Source organism: Kovacikia sp. CALU 1929 (genome assembly GCF_056784235.1).
This window is the reverse complement of sequence record NZ_JBXBCF010000041.1, coordinates 1-19,464: the sequence shown is the minus strand read 5'-3', so window position 1 is coordinate 19,464 and position 19,464 is coordinate 1. Positions and strand designations below refer to the sequence as shown.

The following is a 19,464-nucleotide window of genomic DNA, read 5'->3' as shown; positions in this document are numbered from 1 at the left end:
ATAAGGAGGTCTACATTATGGGACAACCTGCCGCCCGCATTACCGATCCTGTTGCTCACCCCTTACCTCCAGTGCTAACGGGTGGACCTGGAAGTGTGAATGTTTTAATTGGCAGTCTACCCGCATGGCGAGGGGTGCCGCTTGCGGCTGCGGCTGCCCTGCAAAGTGCCAAGGCAGTATCCGATACCACCATTAAAACATCTGAAGCGGCTACCGTTGCCGCCGCCGGAACTCCCGGTGCTCCTGCGGCAAAAGCGGCTGAGGAAACCACTAAATCTACTGCGGCTATCACAATGGGCAATATGATTAGTGCCACGGCTGCCGGAGCCGATATCCATAACTGCGTTACTCCATTACCGATACCTCCCCACGGTCCCGGTGTGGTGATAGATGGGAGTCAGACCGTTTTAATTAATGGCTTGCCAGCCTGCTTTCTAGGCAATACGATTGTAGAAGCTGTCGGTCCACCCAATAAAATTGTCATGGGGTGCCCAACCGTATTAATTGGACCATAGAGGCAAACGGGTGGATAGATTTTAGCCTCTGCGAGTTATTGGTCAGGATGTTGAAAGATGCGATCGCATCTTTCCAGAACATAAACCCCGTATTGCGGTAATTATTTATGAGAACTCGCTTCGGTCTTCAGCGTCGCAGCAACACCTCTTCAGATTTCCTCAGTGCTAAAGTCCAAAATCACTCTTTCAATACACCCGACTTTGAGCAAGCCCCCTCTCAAACCTACGATTTTTCTCATGTCGATCTATTTTCCCATGCTCCCCAACGAGGTTCCGCTCAAGTTGAGATCAGAGGGCGATCGCAAGACCAGTCCTCAAAAGAAGCTAATTCTTCATCACAAATCACAGAAGCGGCACCGACTGTCACTACAGGCATGATCCAGCGGGTGAAGACAACCCAGGACTTAAAAACCTCTAAGGAATTGACTGACTCTTTTAAGGCAGCAAAAGCCCTGGGGCGCTTTAAGCCCTGGCGCAAAGGGAAACCCAACGTGGATTTGCAGGGTGTGTTTAACCATTTAGACAACTATCATGCCTACTTAAATGGGGATGAAATCGTTGCATCGGAAGTTGCTCTTGTCGAGTTTCAGATTGAGCAGTTGAAACTACGCCTGCAAGCCATTAGTCAAGCAACCAACAACTATGTTAGGAAACATCCAAATGGTAAAAAAACTCCTGCCATTCAGGGGTTAGAGAAGTTAGCTACAGATAAGTTGAAAAAACTGGCTGAAGTTGAAAATAACCCATCCCTTTATCTCGGTGAAAGATGGAGGACAGTTCTGACTCAATCTGTGGGTGCTGACCTACCCAGTTCGGAAAATCTGGAACAGCAGGTTGGTGAAGCTCCGGCTGAACCAGACAACGAAGCCAACGAAATAGATGCAGCACAGGTTGAGCCAACTGAATCAACCATGCTCGGTTACTCCGAGGACGCTGAGGCTGAGAATCCTCCCATAGACCAACAACCATCAGTGGTTGAGCCAACTGAATCAACCATGCTCGGTTACTCCGAAGACGCTGAGGCTGAGAATCCTCAAGCTATAGCCCAACAACCACCATCGGTTAAGCCTCCCCATGTGGAACAGTTTGAAAAAGTCAAGTCAGTTCTTACGAACCAATTTAGCGAAGAAGATGTCAATAAAGCGATTAAAAACTTGAAACAACCCATTGCTTTTGATGAGTATTCAAAATACAAAGACTTTGACTTTAAAGATAAAAGTTTAGCTGGTGTTGGTAGACAGGGAAATAAAGGGTTACATACTACAAAACTCAGTGACGATGAACTTGCAAAATTAGCAAGCCTCTCGAAATATAGTCATCTTAAGCAATTAAAAGACCAGTATCAGGGAGAAATTGGCACTCAGGAAACTGAAGGAGTCTTTGGAGGAGGAGGACTGTTTAATACCAAGTACCTGAAGTCTGCGGGGCGCGATCGCTTTGAACTGAAGATCGAAAGTGGTCAAATTGCTGCAAAGAACAAAAAAGCGATGTTCAAGGATTTTGATACCAGCGGGATGAAAAGCCATTGGGGAGCGGAAGAAATTAAGGCGGCAGATCCAGAGTTTCAGGCAACCCAGAATCTCTCCGATGAAGCGGATGATTTGATTCGTTCTGGAGTAGCCATGTATGTTATGGATCCGAACGGCACCTTTTATGCGGCACCTCAGATAGGAGGGCGGTTTCAGCATTCTAGTTTTCTAGCAGGCGGACCGATCGCCGGAGCGGGAGAAATGACGGTCAGTGATGGCAAACTGAAGCGGATCTCCAACTCCAGTGGTCACTACATGCCCGACATTTTGAATATGGTTCAGGTACTGCAAGAGTTGGCATCAAGAGGAGTAGATCTGTATGAGGTAAAACTGAACCTGAAATTTGAAGGAATGGACAAAGAAGGGGTTCCGACAACGGGGTTATCCCTGGATAATGCGGGTTATTTTTTCCATGACTTAACCCAAAATGGAGCCATTACCGATCTGGATCAGCTAAAGGCACTGGTTAAGCAACAACATCAGAAAGAACAACAGCAACACCAGGAAGAACAACAGCGCCGTGCAAAAGCGACTCAAGTTACACAAGAGCAAATGAATGCGATAGAAGACGAAATTGAGAAACTGGGTGGAGACCAAAAGTTAATATCTTTGGGATTGACAGGATATGGTGGTACGGTCCTCCTAGAGACAGATTCCGGGGGTATGTTTTCTGTCTCATTGGAGGATAAGTTGGAATTGCTAAGAGGGAAGATTAGATTTGAGGATTTGAAGAAAAAATACAAGTGAGTTTCACTGAAACCGTTCAGTTATTTCAACTTACTCACTGTGCAACAACATTCAAAAGCTTTATCTCCTCATACAGCGACGCAAACTGTTAAAGCAGCTTGCTTTAGCATTCCAATCATGGAAGAACCTGAAGTATGACTAATATTTGGTCTTCCCAGATTAATACCCGGTCTACCTACTCTTCAACAATAAATGGCACTGCGTCGAGCAACAGCAGGTTACGCAAGTTTCCGTATCTAATTCAGTCAGACAGTTTTCACCCGCACCCACGACATTTTCTGCCAGCGCTTTCTTGCTGTCAATCAAGTTATGGAACTTCTCTTCCAATGTGCCATTGCAGACAAATTTGTGAACCTGCACATTGCAAGACTGAGGATTAGCATACCACCTTCGACCAGCCTATATAGGGCAACCTTGCTGCCGTTTGGCGGATTTGCTCTGCCTGGGCAACCAGTTGTCCACAGGCATCCCAGGTGCCGGTGAGCATCATTTGGCGAACACCTTCGCCGATCGCAATGGCAGCCGCAAAATTGCCAGCGCGAACCTGCATCGCCTCCAGGTCAATTTCTACCTGAGCCTGGGGATTCTCAAGCAAAATTTCCTGTAACCGCTTCACAGTAGCAGAATCAGCCGTGACACAGGGAATCCCCATTGCGACACAGTTACCAAAAAAAATCTCAGCAAAGCTCTCACCCACGATCGCCCGGATGCCCCACTTCGCGATCGCCTGCGGCGCATGTTCCCGTGAGGAGCCGCAGCCAAAGTTGCCATTTACCACCAGGATCTCCGCCCCCTGGTACTGGGGCAGATCAAACGGATGTTGTCCATTAGACTGGGCACGATCGTCGGCAAACACCTGAGCGCCTAATCCATCAAACGTGACACAGCGTAAGAACCGGGCAGGAATGATGCGATCGGTATCAATATCATTGCCCGTCAGGGGAATGCCCCTGCCCAAAACCGCCTTGACTTCACTTACCATAAATCAAACTCATAGCTCAGAATATTTAGTATATGGGTTTTTATTTGTTATAGACACCCACTGACGACTGACCGAAAAGCGTAACATCTTGCGAATGCATGATTGCCTGAGAGCACTCCAGGGAACACTGAAAACGTCTAACTGACGGAACGCCCTATGAACAAGCTACTCTTGACCAGTCTGACATTGACCGCTCTTACTCTGAACAGCCAATCTGGCTTTGCTCAAACCACCAGTCAAACCATTGAGCAAAGAACTGAACAAAGGACGGAAACCACGACGATCGTCTACCGCAACACGATCGCCAACCTGAACCGGGCAAAGAACTATGCTCGTCAGGCAGCGGAAGAAAGAAATGGTGGGTTGCGGGTTTATCGGGCTGAAGCGCTGATGCATGGTCCCGTTGAAAAGACCCGCTTTGTTGAAAATGAGGATGGATCAGTGACTTTTACATTTCTCGGCGGTGCGCCTGGTGCTGCCCCTACGATCGAAAGCGTTGTCACTGTTGCGGTTAACAGTTGGCAGAAAAGGGTGGACTACAACGGTCGTATTCGCCCCACTGCCTATACTTCTTCGGGAGTCGTTCGCCAGGGCAGCCAAACGGTTGTGACCCAGCCCACCCAAACGACAAGAGTGGTTTACCGCAACACGATCGCCAACCTGAACCGGGCAAAGAACTATGCTCGTCAGGCAGCGGAAGAAAGAAATGGTGGGTTGCAGGTTTATCGGGCTGAAGCGCTGATGCATGGTCCCGTTGAAAAGACCCGCTTTGTTGAAAATGAGGATGGATCGGTGACGTTTACCTTCTTCGGTGGTGCCCCCAATGCGGCTCCTACCCTTGAAAGTATCGTGGCTGTTGCAATTAACGGCTGGAGAACTCGCATGATCTATAACGGTCCCATCCGTTCACGCTGAAGTGTTAACCCAGCAATTGTTACATATACCTCACAAATCATCTTTTCTGAGACTGAAATTGGGTCAACCACCAGGCTTCTATTTGCTAATGGGTCGTAAATCATTCATGGCTCAGCTTGCCTGCTCCACGATGCGCTCTTTGATGGGTTGTGCAGGGTTGCCTGCATAAATGGTCATCGGTTTGAGCGATCGCCCCGTTACGCTTCCCAGACATAGCACTGCACCTTGTCCAACGATAACTCCGGGACCAACGACCGCATTGGCAGCAATCCAACTCCCCTGTCCAACCCAAATGGGGTCGGGCTTGAGTTTAAAGGCGGAATGTTGCCAATCGTGGTTGCCGGTACAAAGATAAACGCCCTGAGAGATGCAAACATGGCTTTCTATCGTGATCGGTGCCACATTATCCAGCCATGCATTTTCTCCAATCCAGACATAATCACCCAGGGTTAACCGCCAGGGAAACTTTACCTGCACCCCTGTTTTGATGCGTACCCCCTGCCCAATCTGGGCACCAAAAAGGCGAAGTACCCAGACTTTGAGCGCAGAGAAGGGTAGCCCTCGACTACGTACCACAGGGTCACCCAGGTAATACCAGAACAATTGTTTCCAGAGGGGCGCACCGGGTGTGTAATCACCCAGGGTATATTCGTTCAGTTGCATGGGAACAGAGGGTAGGTGGTAGGCAGTCGGTGGTAGATACTCCCTCCTTTATCCCGATCTCTGGCGGTAAAAATGCGGCTGCCGAATTCCCTGCTTAAACAATTGGCGCACTCCGCTTCGCAGGGCAATATCTCCCCGCAACACAAGATCCCTTAAGGGCTGTTCTGGTCTCCCCCGGAAAGACGTGATGTGAAAATAATCTGACTGATCTAAGGGTTGGGGGGAAAAGTAGTAATTTGACACGCAGCAGCGCTGACCTTTGTGCAGAACTTGGCTGACTGAATGCCAGGACGAGCGATGGGTGACCATCATGACCAAGCGGTTAAACTGGCTGTGAATGGTGCGGCAGGGTTGTTTCACCCCCCGATCCCATAGTTCCAAATTGCCGCCATAGTCTGCTTGCCAATCCGGAGTCACGTAATACAGTAAATTCATCACCCGATAATTCCGCCGATCTTTGTCATGGGAGTTATCCAGGTGGGGATTCAGAAAACACCCCTGGTGCATCAGGCTAATGCCACCGGCATACAGAAACTCATCCGGTAATAAGTTGGGAATACCAGTAATTTCAGAGACTAGCTGAACGACTTTAGGATCTTGAAAGGCATAAATAATTTCTTCCAGAATGGGATGAAACCGATTCATTTGCATCCCAACATATTTGAACTCACGCCAATCCTTTAGCAACAACATTTCAGACGATTGTGGAAATGCTTGATAAATGTTTGTGGCATCAGTTTCATCTAATATATTGTCAATGTAAGCACTGGAAATGCGATCGCTCAAATGAAACTGCTGCTGCAAATCGTCTTTGCAGGCAGCCAACCGCGCCCAAATTTGGTCAGCAAAGTCCTGACGCGACTTATTTGAGATTGCTGCTTGAGAGAGCATGAAACCAATCGCCTGTTGGAAGTATAGGTTCACAGGACACTGCCCCTGCTTCCACTCTTTTCAGAAAGTCTGTGGAAAATCCGGATGTCTTCCTAACGGATATAAGCCTAAGTTAAATAACGTTATGGTTATGATGAATTTATCGGTCATGGGCTGAAAAGGTATTGTTATGACAGAAAAGTAATCGAGCCACGGTCTGATCAGCCTGAAGCAGAAGCACAGTATTTTGTTTTTGATGCAGCACAGTTCCGTGTCGATTGATTTAATGTTTAGGGTGCTCTCTACCACGGCTTCGTTTATCTGCCACACAAGGCGTTGAAACCGTTCCCCGTGTGCAGTTATTTTGTCTCACAAGGTAGAGTTTGATGTTGGAACAATTACCCATTACACTGGCTCAGTTTTTTGCAGAACCCGACAACCGTCTCGATTACTGGGATCAAGATATCCCAGTTTTCAAAATTCCCCGCCTCACCCCAGCAATTCAGGCAAATAGTGAGTATTTCAGTGATCCAGAGTGGGCAAAGGGGTACCTTGAGGCTTGTCATCGCGATCGGATTTTTGTGGATCGGTGGCAGGCGGCGATCGGAAGCTGGCAGGGCAAAATCGTGGTTGACATTGGCTGTGGACCCGGCAACCTGTATGCGGCTCTACGTCAATCCTGTGGGGTGCCCCGGGTTTTAATTGGGGTTGATGTCGCCCTGGGTGCCCTCAAAATCGCCCGCCAACTGGGGTATACTCCCATGCTTGCAGATGCTCAACAACTTCCATTGGTTTCCGGGTTTGCGGATGTGGTGGTCGTCAATGCTACTATCCATCACTGTGATGATATGGAAAAAACGCTGATGGAGGCTGCTCGCCTGGTGCGTCCGGGTGGGGTTTTGATGACTGACCATGACCCTCAAGGCACAGCCTGGAACAATAATTTAATTGCAAAATTTATTTGGAATGCTCGACTGCCGATTTATCGCTTGATTAAGCGCGGTGGACATGCGAGTGCCAGGGAGCAGCGTTTAAGTTTAGCCACCGAGGCACACCATAAAATCGGTGATGGGGTCTCATCTGAGTTATTTCATCGGGTGTTAGAACCCCTGGGTTTTACGGTTAACCTGTTTCCCCACAACATTGCTGGTTCAGAGGTGTTGCGGGGCGATCGCGGTCGAGCAAGTTGGAAGATCCGCCTGGCTCAACGTCTATGTGGCGTGAATCCTGATCAACCAGAGTCAGCCTTGCTGTTGATGTGTATTGCAACTCGCCAGAAGTAGGGGATTTGCCTGGAAATAATAGCGATCGTACTTTCCTAAAACCTCGTCTCATACTCAATAATTGCCCGACTATCGCCAGAGAAGTCGGTTGAAGTTCTGAGCAGAATTTCATCGTTCAGGCGGTAACGCAGGTTGAACTGTGCAGGCACATCAGATGTCAGAATTTTCAAGACGCTAAAGGATAGGGCACGGGTAATATCAATCCCCGCTTCCATTGCCAGATCCAAACTAGATTCTCTGCGGGAATCGCGACTGTCCTCTGAGGGAGTAATCGTCGGAAACAGGCGGAAATCACTGAGTCCCAGGGCATTGCCGATAAAACCCTGAACATTGGTCAAGAGGGCGGAACCGGCGATGTTCGCTAATCCTAATGCGCCACTACCCTGCCCCAAGGTGGATACAAAGCCTCCGCCGATCAAGCTGACAATTTCAGATTCGGTACGAGCAGGACTACTGGTTAACTCCAGGTTTTGATTCAGTTCGCTGGCGGGTCCGACAATCCGCGCCTGGACTCGGACACTCTGCACACTACCATAGCGGTAAAACTGAGGAGCATCCACCACTTCATTGGAGAGGTTTGATGTGGGCAGGCGGCTACCAACCACCTCAGACACCAGGGTAATTAAACGAATATCCAGATTGGGGTTGAGTCCCTGTTGGGGAAGAAATTCCGCCGTTTGAGGATAGCCCCGTGCCAGGGTGAACTGGGTGGTAAACAGGTTAACCTGCCCCGCAGTCAGGTTAATGACACCGTTGGGGCGAATCTCGCTGAGAGAGCCATTAATCGTCAGTTCACCAGACGCAACAAAATTCAGAATGGGGGCACTGGTGATCCGCAGGTTTCTGCCTAGTTCCAGTTTTAAGTTGTTGAACTCTACGTTGGATTCTGATTCAGCTTCTAGTTCGCTGATTGCCGTTTCATTGCTATCCCCTGTCTGTTCTGCCAGCAGCACTTGCCCATTACTAAGCTGAATTGCCCCACCCAGCACTGGGTTCAGAGCAGTCCCCATAATATCAACGTTGCCGTCTACCGCTCCCTGGTAAAGCCCTTTTAGATTAAGCCGTATGTTTTCTAGCTTGACCGCGACTACTTTGCCTGCTTCCGGGTCTTCCAGGAGAAACGGGGTTGCCAGGGGCAGGGTTCCCTCTGCTGTAACTTGACCTTTGCTAAATTGCCCGGTGATGGTTTCAGTAATGTTGAGCCGATCGCGGTTAAAGGCGATCGTTCCGTTCACATTTGTAATTGGTTCAGGCAGTGCTCTGGCTTTGAACGTAGACCCGCTTAACTGGATGGTTCCCTGCGCGTCAGGTTGCTCCAGGGTGCCTCTGACGCGCAAGGCTACGGAGCCTTGACCATCCACCCACTCAACTTGGTTATTCAGGGCGTTGAGAACTGCCAGACCCTCATCTCTAACGTTAATGTCCAGGCTGATCTGGTTGCTGGTGGGGGGCACCGCTCCTTCATAGGGAAGCTGGAAGGGAATGCTGCCGACAATACTGATGGGTTCGGGTTCGGCAATCACAATCCGACTGCCAAAGTTTAACCGGGCATTGGCGTACTGGAAGTTGCCCCGCCCTTGCTTCACCGGCGTACCATTGAGGCTGCCATCAGTCAGGCTAATTTCTCCGATCGCCTGGGGATTGTCCCAGGTGCCTGCCAGGGTAGCCGTGGCGTTCAAATTTCCTTCAATCGGAAGTGGAGTATTGACCAGGGGTTGCAAACTCTCCACGGGTATATTTTCCACCCGAAACTGTCCCGCTGGTTCTTGTCCGCCAATCTGCCCAGAAAAGCTGACAAAGGACTGATCGGACTGAAATCGTAGAGGAAGCAGGGTCAAAACACCGTTTTCAAAACTCCCGATCGCAACCACATCTTTGGCAGAATAGGGTCCCCATTTCCACTCCTGCCCCCGCAGATTAAAGTTGGCATTGAATCCAGTTTTTAGGGAACCGGATAAATTCAATTCTCCATCCAGGGAGCCAACCAGTTCCCGCAGTTCGGGAATGGGGGCTTCTGCCCGCTGCTCCTCTGCTAATTTCAGTAATGCTTTAACCTCAGACAGGCGACGGAGTTGAGTTTGGATCGTGCTATCAGCCAGGTCAACGGGAACGGTTTCCATGTCTTCACCGGTACCGTAAATAGGAGGCTGTACTCCCCTTGCCAGATCGGTTAGATCGAAGATTTGCAACAGTTTCAGCACATCCTGGAGATTCCCCTGGGCGATCTTGATCTGCCCCTTAACAGTCGGATTCTCCCCTTGCAGAGCCGCAGTGCCATCTATCTGGAAGGTGGAGCCGTCCCGGCGTAGTTCTGCTCCGGAGAGGGTGGCAACCCCATCGGCAAAACTAATCCGACCATTAAACTGGTCAGCCCGATAAGTACCAAAGGTAGGATTGGCGATCGCTACCTGCCCTGCGGCACTCCGCCTGTTTAAGTCCACTGCCAGATTACCGCTCAAATCACCGGAAACCGGAAACAGGGCGGCCATTCCTGGAGATGACAACATTCCTAAAGGGAAGTTTGTGGCTTCAACCAGTAGTAACTCTCCCTGGGTTCGACCCGTTGCCACGGCATTTTCACGTCGAATATTGAATGCCAGCAGTTGATAATCTGCTCCCAAGGCAACCGACAGGCGATCGCGCGCCCCTGCCACACTTAAATTCACCCCATTCGCAACCTGCAAGTTGCCCTGCATTAGCGGTTCAAAAGCATAACCATTCAGGACAAACTGTCTCAATGCCAGCCCACCGGAAACGTTGGGATTCACCGGAGACCCCGTCACCCGCCCATTAAAATCGACCCGTCCCGAATAGTCCACCCCCCCTGGAAGAGGCAACGACAATGCTTGCAAACTGTAATCCGTTGTCTGCACATTCAGGTCCAGCCCAGTAATCTCTGGCGCACCCTGCCCTTCCAAACGGGCAAAGACGGCTCCATTGGCGCTGAATCCGGGTGCGGTCGCCTGCTGCACCACCACTTTTTGCCCATCCCACTGAATTTGGGCTACCAGCGGTTGCCCAACCACCGAGATGCCTTCAGAAAAACGCACTTGCCCCTGTCCCCGCACAGCCGCCGGTCTGAAGGAAGCCACCGAGCCTGACAGTTGCATCTCACCACTAAACAGACCCCGCAGATCGGCAGAAAATCGGTTGAGCTGAATTCCAGATCCCACTACCGTTGCCTGCCAGCGATCGCCCACCGACCGCGCCCGAACATTTGCCGTTCCCCCTGCAACCTGCAACACAGTATTCCGCAGAGTTGTCACTCCATTCGCAATCAGAATCTCTCCTGAACCTGGGTACTCACCCTCCGTTGCCTGCCAGCGGGTCAAAATTTGCAGCGCATCAGCCGGTCCCGTAATTTGCGTCTGGGCATTAATCCGACCAACTCTCACAGGGAAAGGATTGCCCCCATTGTAGGGAAGGACAATTTCATCTCCTGGCACCCCCGTTGCCTGAAAATTAAGGGCAATCTGCACCGGATCTGCCAGATTGATTTCACCGGAACCTGTGACTCGTCCACCCGCGGTTGGGGTTGCTTCCACATTTGCAATTGTCACCCTGCGGTTGGCTGCATCTAGCCGAAACTGTGCACTGTACCGACCCAGGGCAACTCGGTCAAGCTGTCCAGGTTTAGTACTCCGGGCAGTTCCTGACAGAATGGGCTGTTGCAGCGGTCCAGTCAGCTTCAGATCGGCGGCAATTTCCCCAGTAGCGGAAAAGGGCAGCGGCACCTGCAACGTCTCCAGCACCTCTGGTACTGTTGCCGACTTCACCCTGGCAGTCAGGTCAAACCCCTGCTCCAGGTGAACTGTTCCCTTGATCTGGGCAGGAACCTTACCATAAAAGGCATTTGTAGTGTCTAGCCGAATTTGCTTCCCTTGCAGTTGCAACCCTCCTTTCGCTTTAGTAAAGGGACGGGGAACCCCCTGTGCCTGGAGCGTTACCCCTTCAAATTGGGCTGTCCCGGTTAAGTTGGGCAGGGTTTCATCTGGTCGTAGCTGCAACGATACCTTGCCATTTACTCGACCTGCTGAAAGCGTCAGGTTAGGAATATTGACCAAACCGTCAATTTCAGAAACTAGAAAATTCTGTCCCCGAATTTCTAGATTGGTTTGTAGGGCGACCTCTCCAGTGGCGGCACTACCTGAACGGGCAGATTTTGATCGCGGCAATCGCCGGGTTTCACCCCGTAAATCCAGGCTTCCTCCTGCCGCGGACTTTCCAGCAACCTCGTAGGTAAAGCGCTGATTATTGTCAAACAGTTCAGTCTTGCCATCCAGTTGCAATAAAACCACTGGAATCCCTTTTCCACTAGCCTTAGACCAGGGCACCAGCACAGCCCTGGCATCCTGAAACCGAATCGTTTTTAGATCGGTTCTGATCGGTCCAGTCTGTTCCTCCTGCTCAAGCTGGGTTTCAACCCAGGCACCATCTTTTGCTTGCTCCAGATAAATTTCTGGTTTAACGGCTGTGATATCCAGGTTCAGGTTGCGCCTAAAAATGAGCCGTAGCGGGTTAAATGCCACATCTACGGCTTGAATAGAGAGGTTGTCTGGGTCTGTTGGCGTTGGTGGAAGAGAGGAAGGACCGAATCGGATGCTAAAGGGCGTAAATCGTTCAACCCTGCCTAACTGCACGGGTCGATTTAACGACTGGCTCAGATTCTTTTCAATCAGAGGTGATAGTTCGGTATGAACAAAATTCCACCCCCACCAGGTGACTCCAGCACCCCCTGCCAGCGATACGACCCCCAGAGGAATCCCAATTCGCTTAAGCTGGCGAACCCAACGGCGATCGCGACCATTGGGACTTGGTGAATTTCCTGGGCTTGGCGGATTTGTCATTTCCGGGAGTTAAACAAACGGTTTGTCAATTCTTGTAGCCAATATACTCCTTTCGGTTGACACGTCAATCTTTCCGATGACAGTTGCGTGGGGTATCACCTTTGGTAAAAAGCAAGTTTTGAGTTGAGAGTTTTAAGGTGAGAGTTTTGAGTGTTCTTACCGTCTTAACCCAACCCTTACGACTTCTCCTCAGTTCTGCCTCTCTACCTTCATCCTTCATCTTTCATCCTTCACCCTCCCCAAATCAGTAGAATGAGAGAAATAGTGATGAGACAGGTCCATGATTCCTACCGTTATTGAACAGTCTGGTCGCGGTGAACGCGCGTTTGACATTTACTCGCGGCTACTGCGGGAACGAATTGTCTTCTTAGGGCAGGCGATCGATGCGGATGTTGCCAACCTTGTCGTCGCGCAACTACTTTTTCTAGATGCCGAAGACCCTGAGAAAGATATCTATGTTTATATCAACTCTCCCGGTGGCTCGGTTACGGCAGGCATGGGCATCTTTGACACCATGAAGCACATTCGCCCTGATGTTTCTACCATTTGCGTTGGATTAGCTGCCAGTATGGGCGCTTTTCTGCTTAGTGCCGGCACCAAAGGCAAACGCATTAGCCTACCCCATTCACGAATTCTAATTCACCAACCCTTAGGCGGTGCCCAGGGGCAGGCAACCGACATTGAAATTCAGGCTAAGGAGATTCTGTACCACAAGCAGCGGCTCAACGAGCTTCTAGCAGACCATACCGGGCAACCTCTGGCGCGCATTCAGGAAGACACCGAGCGAGATTTCTTTATGTCAGCCGAAGAAGCAAAAGCCTATGGCTTAGTCGATCAGGTGATCGATCGCCGCCCTAATATTGCCCGTCCAGCAGTGGTCAAGTAGTCATTGGATGATTGACGCAGAAATTGTGCTTCCGGAAGCCATCTCTGTGGTTAGCCCTTAAATTTCCGTAGACAAGCTACTTTGACAAGTTCCCTGGGTCAACCTGGGAACTTTTTTTAGTTTTCCCCCTCTTTCTCGACCTTCTCTAATCACCAACAACTGACAATTAATAACTCCTCCCCCCTTCCCCCTCACTCCTCCCCTCCCCCCTCACAACAATCCACCGCTCGACATAGGATAGAGATTGATCTTTGAGCAGGAAAGCTTGACGCAATGAGTTGGAAACGTATCTGGAAACGATTGGGGCTGGTTGCCTTGTTTGGTCTAATGCTCAGTTGGGTTGTTAGCTGCGGCTCACCTTCCCCTGACGACAGGCAGCAGCAGTCAGGAACTCAAGAAATTGAATTTTGGACCATGCAGCTTCAGCCTCAGTTCACCGATTACTTCAATCAGCTTATTGCTACGTTTGAACAAGATAACCCCACGCTTAAAGTTCGCTGGGTGGATGTGCCGTGGGCAGATATGGAGCGCAAGATTTTGACCGCTGTATCCGCCAAAACTGCCCCAGATGTGGTGAACCTCAACCCTAACTTTGCTTCTCAATTAGCAGAGCGCAACGCCTGGTTAGACCTGGATGCCAAAATATCAGCGGTAGAACGGCAACAGTATCTCCCTAATATCTGGAAAGCCAGTACCCTCAATGGTAAAAGTTTTGGCATTCCCTGGTACCTGACAACCCGTATCGCCATTTACAATACAGAATTGTTCAAGCAGGCAGGCATGACTACTCCACCTGCTACCTTTGCTGAGCTTGCCCAGGTTGCCAAACAGTTAAAGCAAAAAACTGGAAAATACGCCTTTTTCACAACAGTCGTGCCAGAAGACTCGGCTGAAGTACTGGAATCCTTTGTCCAGATGGGGGTGCAACTGGTTGATGCGAACGGCAATGCCGCCTTTAATACCCCCCAGGGCAAAGCTGCCTTTCAGTACTGGGTCGATCTTTATAATAATGGTCTGATGCCTAAAGAAGCCTTGACAGAAGGTCATCGTCATGCGATCGACCTTTACCAACGGGGTGATACCGCTATCCTGGCATCGGGAGCCGAGTTTCTCAACACGATCGCCAAAAATGCCCCGACGATCGCCCAGGCTTCTGCCACTGCACCTCAGGTAACCGGAGAAACCGGGAAAAAGAATGTAGCGGTGATGAACCTCGTGATTCCTAAAGATACGAATGTGCCGGATGCTGCCCTTAAGTTCGCTCTGTTTGTGACCAACGATGCCAACCAGCTTGCCTTTGCTAAGGCTGCCAATGTTTTGCCCTCAACGGTCAAAGCCCTGCAAGATCCTTATTTCACAACTGAGCCTGCCAAAGCTACTCCCGTTGACAAAGCCAGGATCGTCAGCGCCCAACAAATGCAGGATGCCGAAGTTTTAATTCCGGCAATGAAAAATGTTAAGCGGCTTCAAAAAGTAGTTTATGACAATTTGCAAGCAGCCATGTTAGACCAAAAAACCGTAGATCAGGCAATTAATGATGCAGCTCAAGAATGGAACCAACAGCAATAGCAATTGATACGGGTTGTGAAAAATTTACTTTTGGCAAAGAATCTTGAAACGGCTTCCCGGATGGTGAATTGAGGAGAGATTCTATACAGGGATCAGAGAAAAATTACTTGTTGATTAGGAACGACCAGGGAATATCCTGGTTTTTTTTTACGCATTTTCCGATCCAAGTCAGCAATCATTTCATGCTTTTTGACTTTAAGTAATTTTTCCATGAAGCAATCGCGAAGTCACCATCTCAAAAGGTTCTCTGGCTCTATATTAGTCCTAGCTTTGTTCAGGATTTTCGATGGTTTTTCGTTTATCATTTTGCCAGAACCTGGCTTTGCAGTTTTTGCTAAGACTCGTTTGCAAGCTCGATTACGATTTTTGGTACCTTCCCTGGTGCTTTAAAGCTCTCTGGCAAGGTTAGGTCCATAGAGTTCATCAAAATCCATCACGTTATGAATTGTTGACAGCTACCAATTGAGGACTAATGGCTGAGAGATTTCCGCGCTTAACTCTTCTTAAGCAAAGTTCAACTGTAAGTAATAGAGTTGGCATCCTCAACGTGCAACTTGATAATTTGAGTATGCGGGAGTTGCTGGAACAGCTTGAAAGCGGAGTTGTCTTAACTCCCAATGTCGATCACCTGATGAAGTTACAACATGATGGAGAGTTCTTTAGAATCTATCAGCTTGCTGACTACAGGGTCTGTGATAGCCAGGTATTGATGTATGCGGCTCGTCTTTTGGGCACTCCGTTAAGGGAAAAAATTTCGGGGTCTGACTTTTTTCCTGCTTTCTGTGACTTTCATAGACATAACGAAGATATTTCTATTTTCCTCCTGGGTGCGGCTCCTGGAGTGGCTGATACAGCCAGACTCCGAATCAACCGTCGCACAGGTCGGGAGATTGTGATTGATTCCTACTCACCCTCCTATGGGTTTGAGCGGAATGAACGGGAATGTCTTGAAATCATTGACATGATTAATCGTTCAGGAGCAACGGTGCTGGCAGTTGGGTTAGGCGCTCCCAAGCAGGAAAAATGGATCTTTAAGTATAAAGACCGGCTCACCAACATCAAGATTTTTCTGGCAGTAGGAGCCACGATCGATTTTGAAGCTGGAACCATTCAGCGATCGCCTAAATGGATCAGCCGATTAGGACTTGAATGGCTGTTCAGGATTAGCCAGGATCCCCAACGGCTCTGGAAACGTTACCTGCTAGAAGACTTGCCTTTCCTGTGGCTTTTATTGAAGCAGAAACAGGGGCGGTATAAGTCTCCATTTCTCACGTTGTCCGAGCAGTTGCCAAATCTTCTAGATGTAGAAGAATTACCAGAAGTACCAAAGCTTGCAGGTAGCCATATTCCGACGCAGGTTTGATCTACAGCAATTCTTAGCTTTAGCAATTCTTAGCTTTGTGAGGTACATTTTTGGTCGTTCTTGGTCATTGGTCATTGGTCATTGGTCGCCCACAAAGGACTAATGACCAATGACTAATGACTCATAACCACTAGCTTGTACCACATCAGCATGAGAGCCGCTGTATCCGGTTGATCAACACTTTCTGAGACGGGTGGTTCGCTGAGGATATTAGCTGAGGATAAAAGTTCTGCGTTAGTGTGGGGTTGGACTATAGCTCTAACCCCTATTTTTATACTGTGCTAAGCCATCGTCGATCGCTCACTCCATTGTTCCTTAGTGCCTCTGTCCTGCTGGCGGGCTGTTCCAACAGTTCTTTAGGCGAAGCGTTGCAAAAGTCGTTTGCGGCTGACCCCAAACTCACCGAAAACCAGCCTTCCGACTCCAACATAACGAATATTGCCAATCCGGTTTCTCAGCAAAATCCATCGGTTCAGCTTCCTGAGGATTTTCCTACTGCCATTCCCCGCTACCCAGAGGCAGTGCTGCAAACCGTGATTCCACCAGGTGGTGCATCAACCAATGCATCGAACGTGGAGACCCGATGGCATAGTTCAGATGCAGGCGATCGCGTTTTGTCCTACTACCGGCAAGCCTTTCAGAAAGACAACTGGCAAATTCTTGATCAGCCAGATAGCAATAGTGCAAAAGGTCCGGTGGTTGCCCGTCAAAACGACCTTAACGTGACCGTTAATGTTCAACCGAGTACTCCAGTGGCTGCTGCCAGCCCTGGACCAGGAACCTCCGCAAACACGAAGGCGGCTACCACAGACCTGGTGATTCAGTACACCCGTGCGGGCATTCAGACCGGGCAAGCCACACCTTCCCCTCAATCCGGTAATGACCTATCGACCCTTTCTCCGTTTTCAAGCAGTACAACCTTGGGAGTTTCAGGTGACTCCACGGGGGCGGGAGGGCAGCCCTTATCCAGTGACACCCGATTCACGGATCTGAACAAAACTCCAGCAGAACTACGTCAGTATGTAGAAGAGGTTGCAAGGCTGGGAGTCCTTTCTCCAGTTGCGTCTCAGCAAAAGCAGAATCAGTCCCAGGAAAGTTCCCTCTTTGCTCCAAACAAAACAATTACCCGGCGAGAGTATGCCCGCTGGCTGGTAGCAATTAATAATCGGCTGCATAGCGATCGCCCAACCCAACAAATTCGGCTGGGGCAAACCTCTGCCCGTCCAGCCTTTAAGGACGTGCCTCGCACGGACCCTGATTTTCCTGCTATCCAGGGGTTAGCAGAAGCGGGTATCATTCCCAGTTCCCTGGCAGGCGATCCAACGATTACCACTTTTCGTCCTAACGATCCGCTTACCCGCGAGAGTATGCTGCTGTGGAAAGTACCCGTAGATACCCGTCAGGCACTACCCACTGCCAATATTGACACCGTCAAACAAACCTGGGGATTTCAGGATGCTGCCAAAATTAATCCCAGATCATTGAGGGCAGTCCTGGCAGACTATCAAAATGGCGATCTATCTAACATTCGCCGCGCCTATGGCTATACCACCCTATTCCAACCTAAAAAGCCAGTCACCCGTGCAGAAGCCGCCACAACGCTTTGGTACGTTGGATTTCAGGGAGAAGGGCAGTCAGCGAAGGGGGAAAGGACTGGGGAGAAGGATGAAGGATGAAGGAGTAGCAAGGGTTGGGCAACAGAGGGAAAGCACTCAAAACTCTTAACTCAAAACTTTGAACACCTACCACCTTTCTTCTGTAACATCCTGATAAATCCAATTTGGTTGATCTCCGCAATTCCCTACAATGAACTAGTGACGTTACAAGAGGGATAGCTGTTGAGCATGCCCAAAACCGTTGGGGATGTTATGAGCCGTAATCCAATTACGGTCAACCCCGATACCCCACTGACAGATGTAATCCGTACCCTGGCAGAGCGCCGCATCAGCGGTTTGCCAGTGATTGACGCGGATAGCAAATTAGTTGGAGTTATTTCAGAGACAGACTTGATGTGGCAGGAATCGGGGGTAACCCCTCCGGCATACATTATGTTGCTAGATAGTGTGATTTATTTAGAAAATCCTGCCCGTTATGAGCGTGATTTGCACAAGGCATTGGGGCAAACCGTTGGAGAAGTGATGACTCGGAATCCAACCACGATTACGTCAGATCAACCCTTACAGGAAGCCGCCCGGTTGATGCATGAGGGTGGTGTCCACCGTCTACCTGTTTTAGACTCAGCACAGCATGTGGTGGGAGTTTTGACCCGTGGCGATATTGTCCGGGCAATGGCATCGGAGCAATCGACATGAGCATTACCCCCGAATCGGTTGGAGAATTACTTCATTCACAAGATTTTGGCGATCGCCTGCGGGCAGTCAATCAGATCCGTCAACTGCCTCCAGAGGAAGGATTTGAACTGATCCAGATTGCGGCTGGAGACAGTAATCCTCGTGTTCGCTATGCGGCTGTCAGTCAATTATCTGTTCTGGGTCATCAAGATCTGGCACAGGCAGCCTCTCTGCTGCGGGGACGCTTGAGCGATTCTGAACCCGATGTTCAGGCAGCCGCGGCGGATGCAATGGCTGCCCTCAAGTTGAAAGAAGCCTTTGACGATTTACAGAAGCTTTACGCTTCCACCTCCGAATGGCTGGTTCAGTTCAGCATTATTGCGGCTCTGGGTGAGTTAGGTGATCAGCGGGCATTTTCCATGCTGGAGGAAGCACTGCAATCAGGTAATGAATTGCTACAAACTGCGGCGATCGGCTCTCTAGGTGAATTGGGCGATGGGCGTGCGGTGCAATTACTGATTCCCTTTGCTACTAACCCAGACTGGCAGATTCGCTACCGGGTTACCCAGGCGCTCTGCCGTCTGAGTGGACCTGATGCGCGTCCTGCCCTTGAAATTCTGGCTCAGGATGAAATGGAGCAAATTGCCCAGGAAGCCAAGAACTGTCTAGGTTAACAAAGGATTGTTCTCATAACTTTAACTTCTGTTAATGATTCACCTGGCAAATTGTAAAGGATGTCCCTATAATTGAGGGACAGTAAAGAAACGTAAACTCTGTTCACATTTCAGCCTCTTTTCTGAATTTATGACGGCAAATGCCTGAATAGAGGTTTACAGTTTTTTAAGTCCTCGTATTTAACTATCTGGAGTTTTCGCCCATGATCACCGCAGTCGGACGTGCGCCTGCTGATCGAGGATGGTTCGACGTTCTCGACGACTGGCTGAAGCGCGATCGCTTCGTCTTCATCGGCTGGTCTGGTCTACTGCTGTTTCCCTGCGCGTTTT

General features: G+C 49.7%; 14 protein-coding genes and 1 pseudogene. 11 read left to right on the top strand and 4 right to left on the bottom strand.

What is annotated here, in order from left to right; translation table 11 throughout:
* Positions 1–17 precede the first annotated feature (17 nt).
* Positions 18–515, top strand: a complete 498-nt coding sequence (locus AC1S52_RS03145) for a PAAR domain-containing protein (RefSeq protein ID WP_482027586.1) — start codon at positions 18–20, stop codon at positions 513–515.
* A 107-nt stretch (positions 516–622) separates the two neighbouring features.
* A complete protein-coding gene (locus AC1S52_RS03140) occupies positions 623–2,791 on the top strand; it encodes a hypothetical protein (protein ID WP_482027585.1) in 2,169 nt (722 codons plus the stop codon).
* Positions 2,792–3,167: 376 nt separating this feature from the next.
* Here AC1S52_RS03140 and leuD read toward each other — a convergent pair whose 3' ends face one another.
* Positions 3,168–3,773 carry a 3-isopropylmalate dehydratase small subunit gene (gene leuD / locus AC1S52_RS03135; protein WP_482027584.1) on the bottom strand — a complete coding sequence of 202 codons (606 nt, stop codon included), beginning with the start codon at positions 3,771–3,773 and terminating at the stop codon, positions 3,168–3,170.
* A 156-nt stretch (positions 3,774–3,929) separates the two neighbouring features.
* Between leuD and AC1S52_RS03130 the strand changes: the two genes are divergently transcribed.
* Positions 3,930–4,688 carry a hypothetical protein gene (locus AC1S52_RS03130; RefSeq protein ID WP_482027583.1) on the top strand — a complete coding sequence of 253 codons (759 nt, stop codon included), beginning with the start codon at positions 3,930–3,932 and terminating at the stop codon, positions 4,686–4,688.
* A gap of 111 nt (positions 4,689–4,799) precedes the next feature.
* Here AC1S52_RS03130 and AC1S52_RS03125 read toward each other — a convergent pair whose 3' ends face one another.
* Together AC1S52_RS03125 and AC1S52_RS03120 are read right to left on the bottom strand one after the other, a co-directional pair.
* Positions 4,800–5,351 carry a WcaF family extracellular polysaccharide biosynthesis acetyltransferase gene (locus AC1S52_RS03125; RefSeq protein WP_482027582.1) on the bottom strand — a complete coding sequence of 184 codons (552 nt, stop codon included), beginning with the start codon at positions 5,349–5,351 and terminating at the stop codon, positions 4,800–4,802.
* Between the two features lie 48 nt (positions 5,352–5,399).
* Entirely contained in the window at positions 5,400–6,275 is an 876-nt protein-coding gene (locus tag AC1S52_RS03120; RefSeq protein ID WP_482027581.1) for a 2OG-Fe(II) oxygenase, read from the bottom strand.
* A 332-nt stretch (positions 6,276–6,607) separates the two neighbouring features.
* Between AC1S52_RS03120 and AC1S52_RS03115 the strand changes: the two genes are divergently transcribed.
* Complete coding sequence (locus tag AC1S52_RS03115) at positions 6,608–7,504, top strand: class I SAM-dependent methyltransferase (RefSeq protein WP_482027580.1); 897 nt, start codon at positions 6,608–6,610, stop codon at positions 7,502–7,504.
* A gap of 35 nt (positions 7,505–7,539) precedes the next feature.
* On the opposite strand, the gene AC1S52_RS03110 is transcribed toward AC1S52_RS03115, so the two are convergent.
* The gene (locus AC1S52_RS03110; RefSeq protein ID WP_482027579.1) at positions 7,540–12,351 is read right to left on the bottom strand and encodes a translocation/assembly module TamB domain-containing protein; all 4,812 of its coding nucleotides are present in this window, start codon (positions 12,349–12,351) and stop codon (positions 7,540–7,542) included.
* 280 nt (positions 12,352–12,631) lie between these two features.
* Between AC1S52_RS03110 and clpP the strand changes: the two genes are divergently transcribed.
* From clpP to AC1S52_RS03075, 7 genes and pseudogenes are all read left to right on the top strand, one after another.
* The gene (clpP, locus tag AC1S52_RS03105) at positions 12,632–13,237 is read left to right on the top strand and encodes an ATP-dependent Clp endopeptidase proteolytic subunit ClpP (RefSeq protein ID WP_482027578.1); all 606 of its coding nucleotides are present in this window, start codon (positions 12,632–12,634) and stop codon (positions 13,235–13,237) included.
* Between the two features lie 273 nt (positions 13,238–13,510).
* Entirely contained in the window at positions 13,511–14,806 is a 1,296-nt protein-coding gene (locus tag AC1S52_RS03100) for an ABC transporter substrate-binding protein (RefSeq protein ID WP_482027577.1), read from the top strand.
* 547 nt (positions 14,807–15,353) lie between these two features.
* Complete coding sequence (locus tag AC1S52_RS03095) at positions 15,354–16,169, top strand: WecB/TagA/CpsF family glycosyltransferase (RefSeq protein ID WP_482027576.1); 816 nt, start codon at positions 15,354–15,356, stop codon at positions 16,167–16,169.
* Positions 16,170–16,447: 278 nt separating this feature from the next.
* The gene (locus tag AC1S52_RS03090) at positions 16,448–17,845 is read left to right on the top strand and encodes an S-layer homology domain-containing protein (RefSeq protein WP_482027575.1); all 1,398 of its coding nucleotides are present in this window, start codon (positions 16,448–16,450) and stop codon (positions 17,843–17,845) included.
* Between the two features lie 168 nt (positions 17,846–18,013).
* The gene (locus AC1S52_RS03085; protein ID WP_482027574.1) at positions 18,014–18,481 is read left to right on the top strand and encodes a CBS domain-containing protein; all 468 of its coding nucleotides are present in this window, start codon (positions 18,014–18,016) and stop codon (positions 18,479–18,481) included.
* Positions 18,478–19,134, top strand: a complete 657-nt coding sequence (gene nblB, locus AC1S52_RS03080; protein WP_482027573.1) for a phycobilisome degradation protein NblB — start codon at positions 18,478–18,480, stop codon at positions 19,132–19,134. The genes AC1S52_RS03085 and nblB overlap by 4 nt, the downstream gene beginning before the upstream one ends.
* A 203-nt stretch (positions 19,135–19,337) precedes the next feature.
* A pseudogene (locus AC1S52_RS03075) lies at positions 19,338–19,464 on the top strand (photosystem II D2 protein (photosystem q(a) protein)); the annotation flags it as partial.

Excerpts from the sequence above, each read along its gene's own strand:
- AC1S52_RS03125 (WP_482027582.1), bottom strand. The coding sequence starts at position 5,351 with ATGCAACTGAACGAATATACCCTGGGTGATTACACACCCGGTGCGCCC.
- AC1S52_RS03100 (WP_482027577.1), top strand. The coding sequence starts at position 13,511 with ATGAGTTGGAAACGTATCTGGAAACGATTGGGGCTGGTTGCCTTGTTT.
- clpP (WP_482027578.1), top strand. The coding sequence starts at position 12,632 with ATGATTCCTACCGTTATTGAACAGTCTGGTCGCGGTGAACGCGCGTTT.
- AC1S52_RS03085 (WP_482027574.1), top strand. The coding sequence starts at position 18,014 with ATGCCCAAAACCGTTGGGGATGTTATGAGCCGTAATCCAATTACGGTC.
- AC1S52_RS03140 (WP_482027585.1), top strand. The coding sequence starts at position 623 with ATGAGAACTCGCTTCGGTCTTCAGCGTCGCAGCAACACCTCTTCAGAT.
- nblB (WP_482027573.1), top strand. The coding sequence starts at position 18,478 with ATGAGCATTACCCCCGAATCGGTTGGAGAATTACTTCATTCACAAGAT.
- AC1S52_RS03130 (WP_482027583.1), top strand. The coding sequence starts at position 3,930 with ATGAACAAGCTACTCTTGACCAGTCTGACATTGACCGCTCTTACTCTG.
- AC1S52_RS03145 (WP_482027586.1), top strand. The coding sequence starts at position 18 with ATGGGACAACCTGCCGCCCGCATTACCGATCCTGTTGCTCACCCCTTA.
- leuD (WP_482027584.1), bottom strand. The coding sequence starts at position 3,773 with ATGGTAAGTGAAGTCAAGGCGGTTTTGGGCAGGGGCATTCCCCTGACG.
- AC1S52_RS03115 (WP_482027580.1), top strand. The coding sequence starts at position 6,608 with ATGTTGGAACAATTACCCATTACACTGGCTCAGTTTTTTGCAGAACCC.
- AC1S52_RS03110 (WP_482027579.1), bottom strand. The coding sequence starts at position 12,351 with ATGACAAATCCGCCAAGCCCAGGAAATTCACCAAGTCCCAATGGTCGC.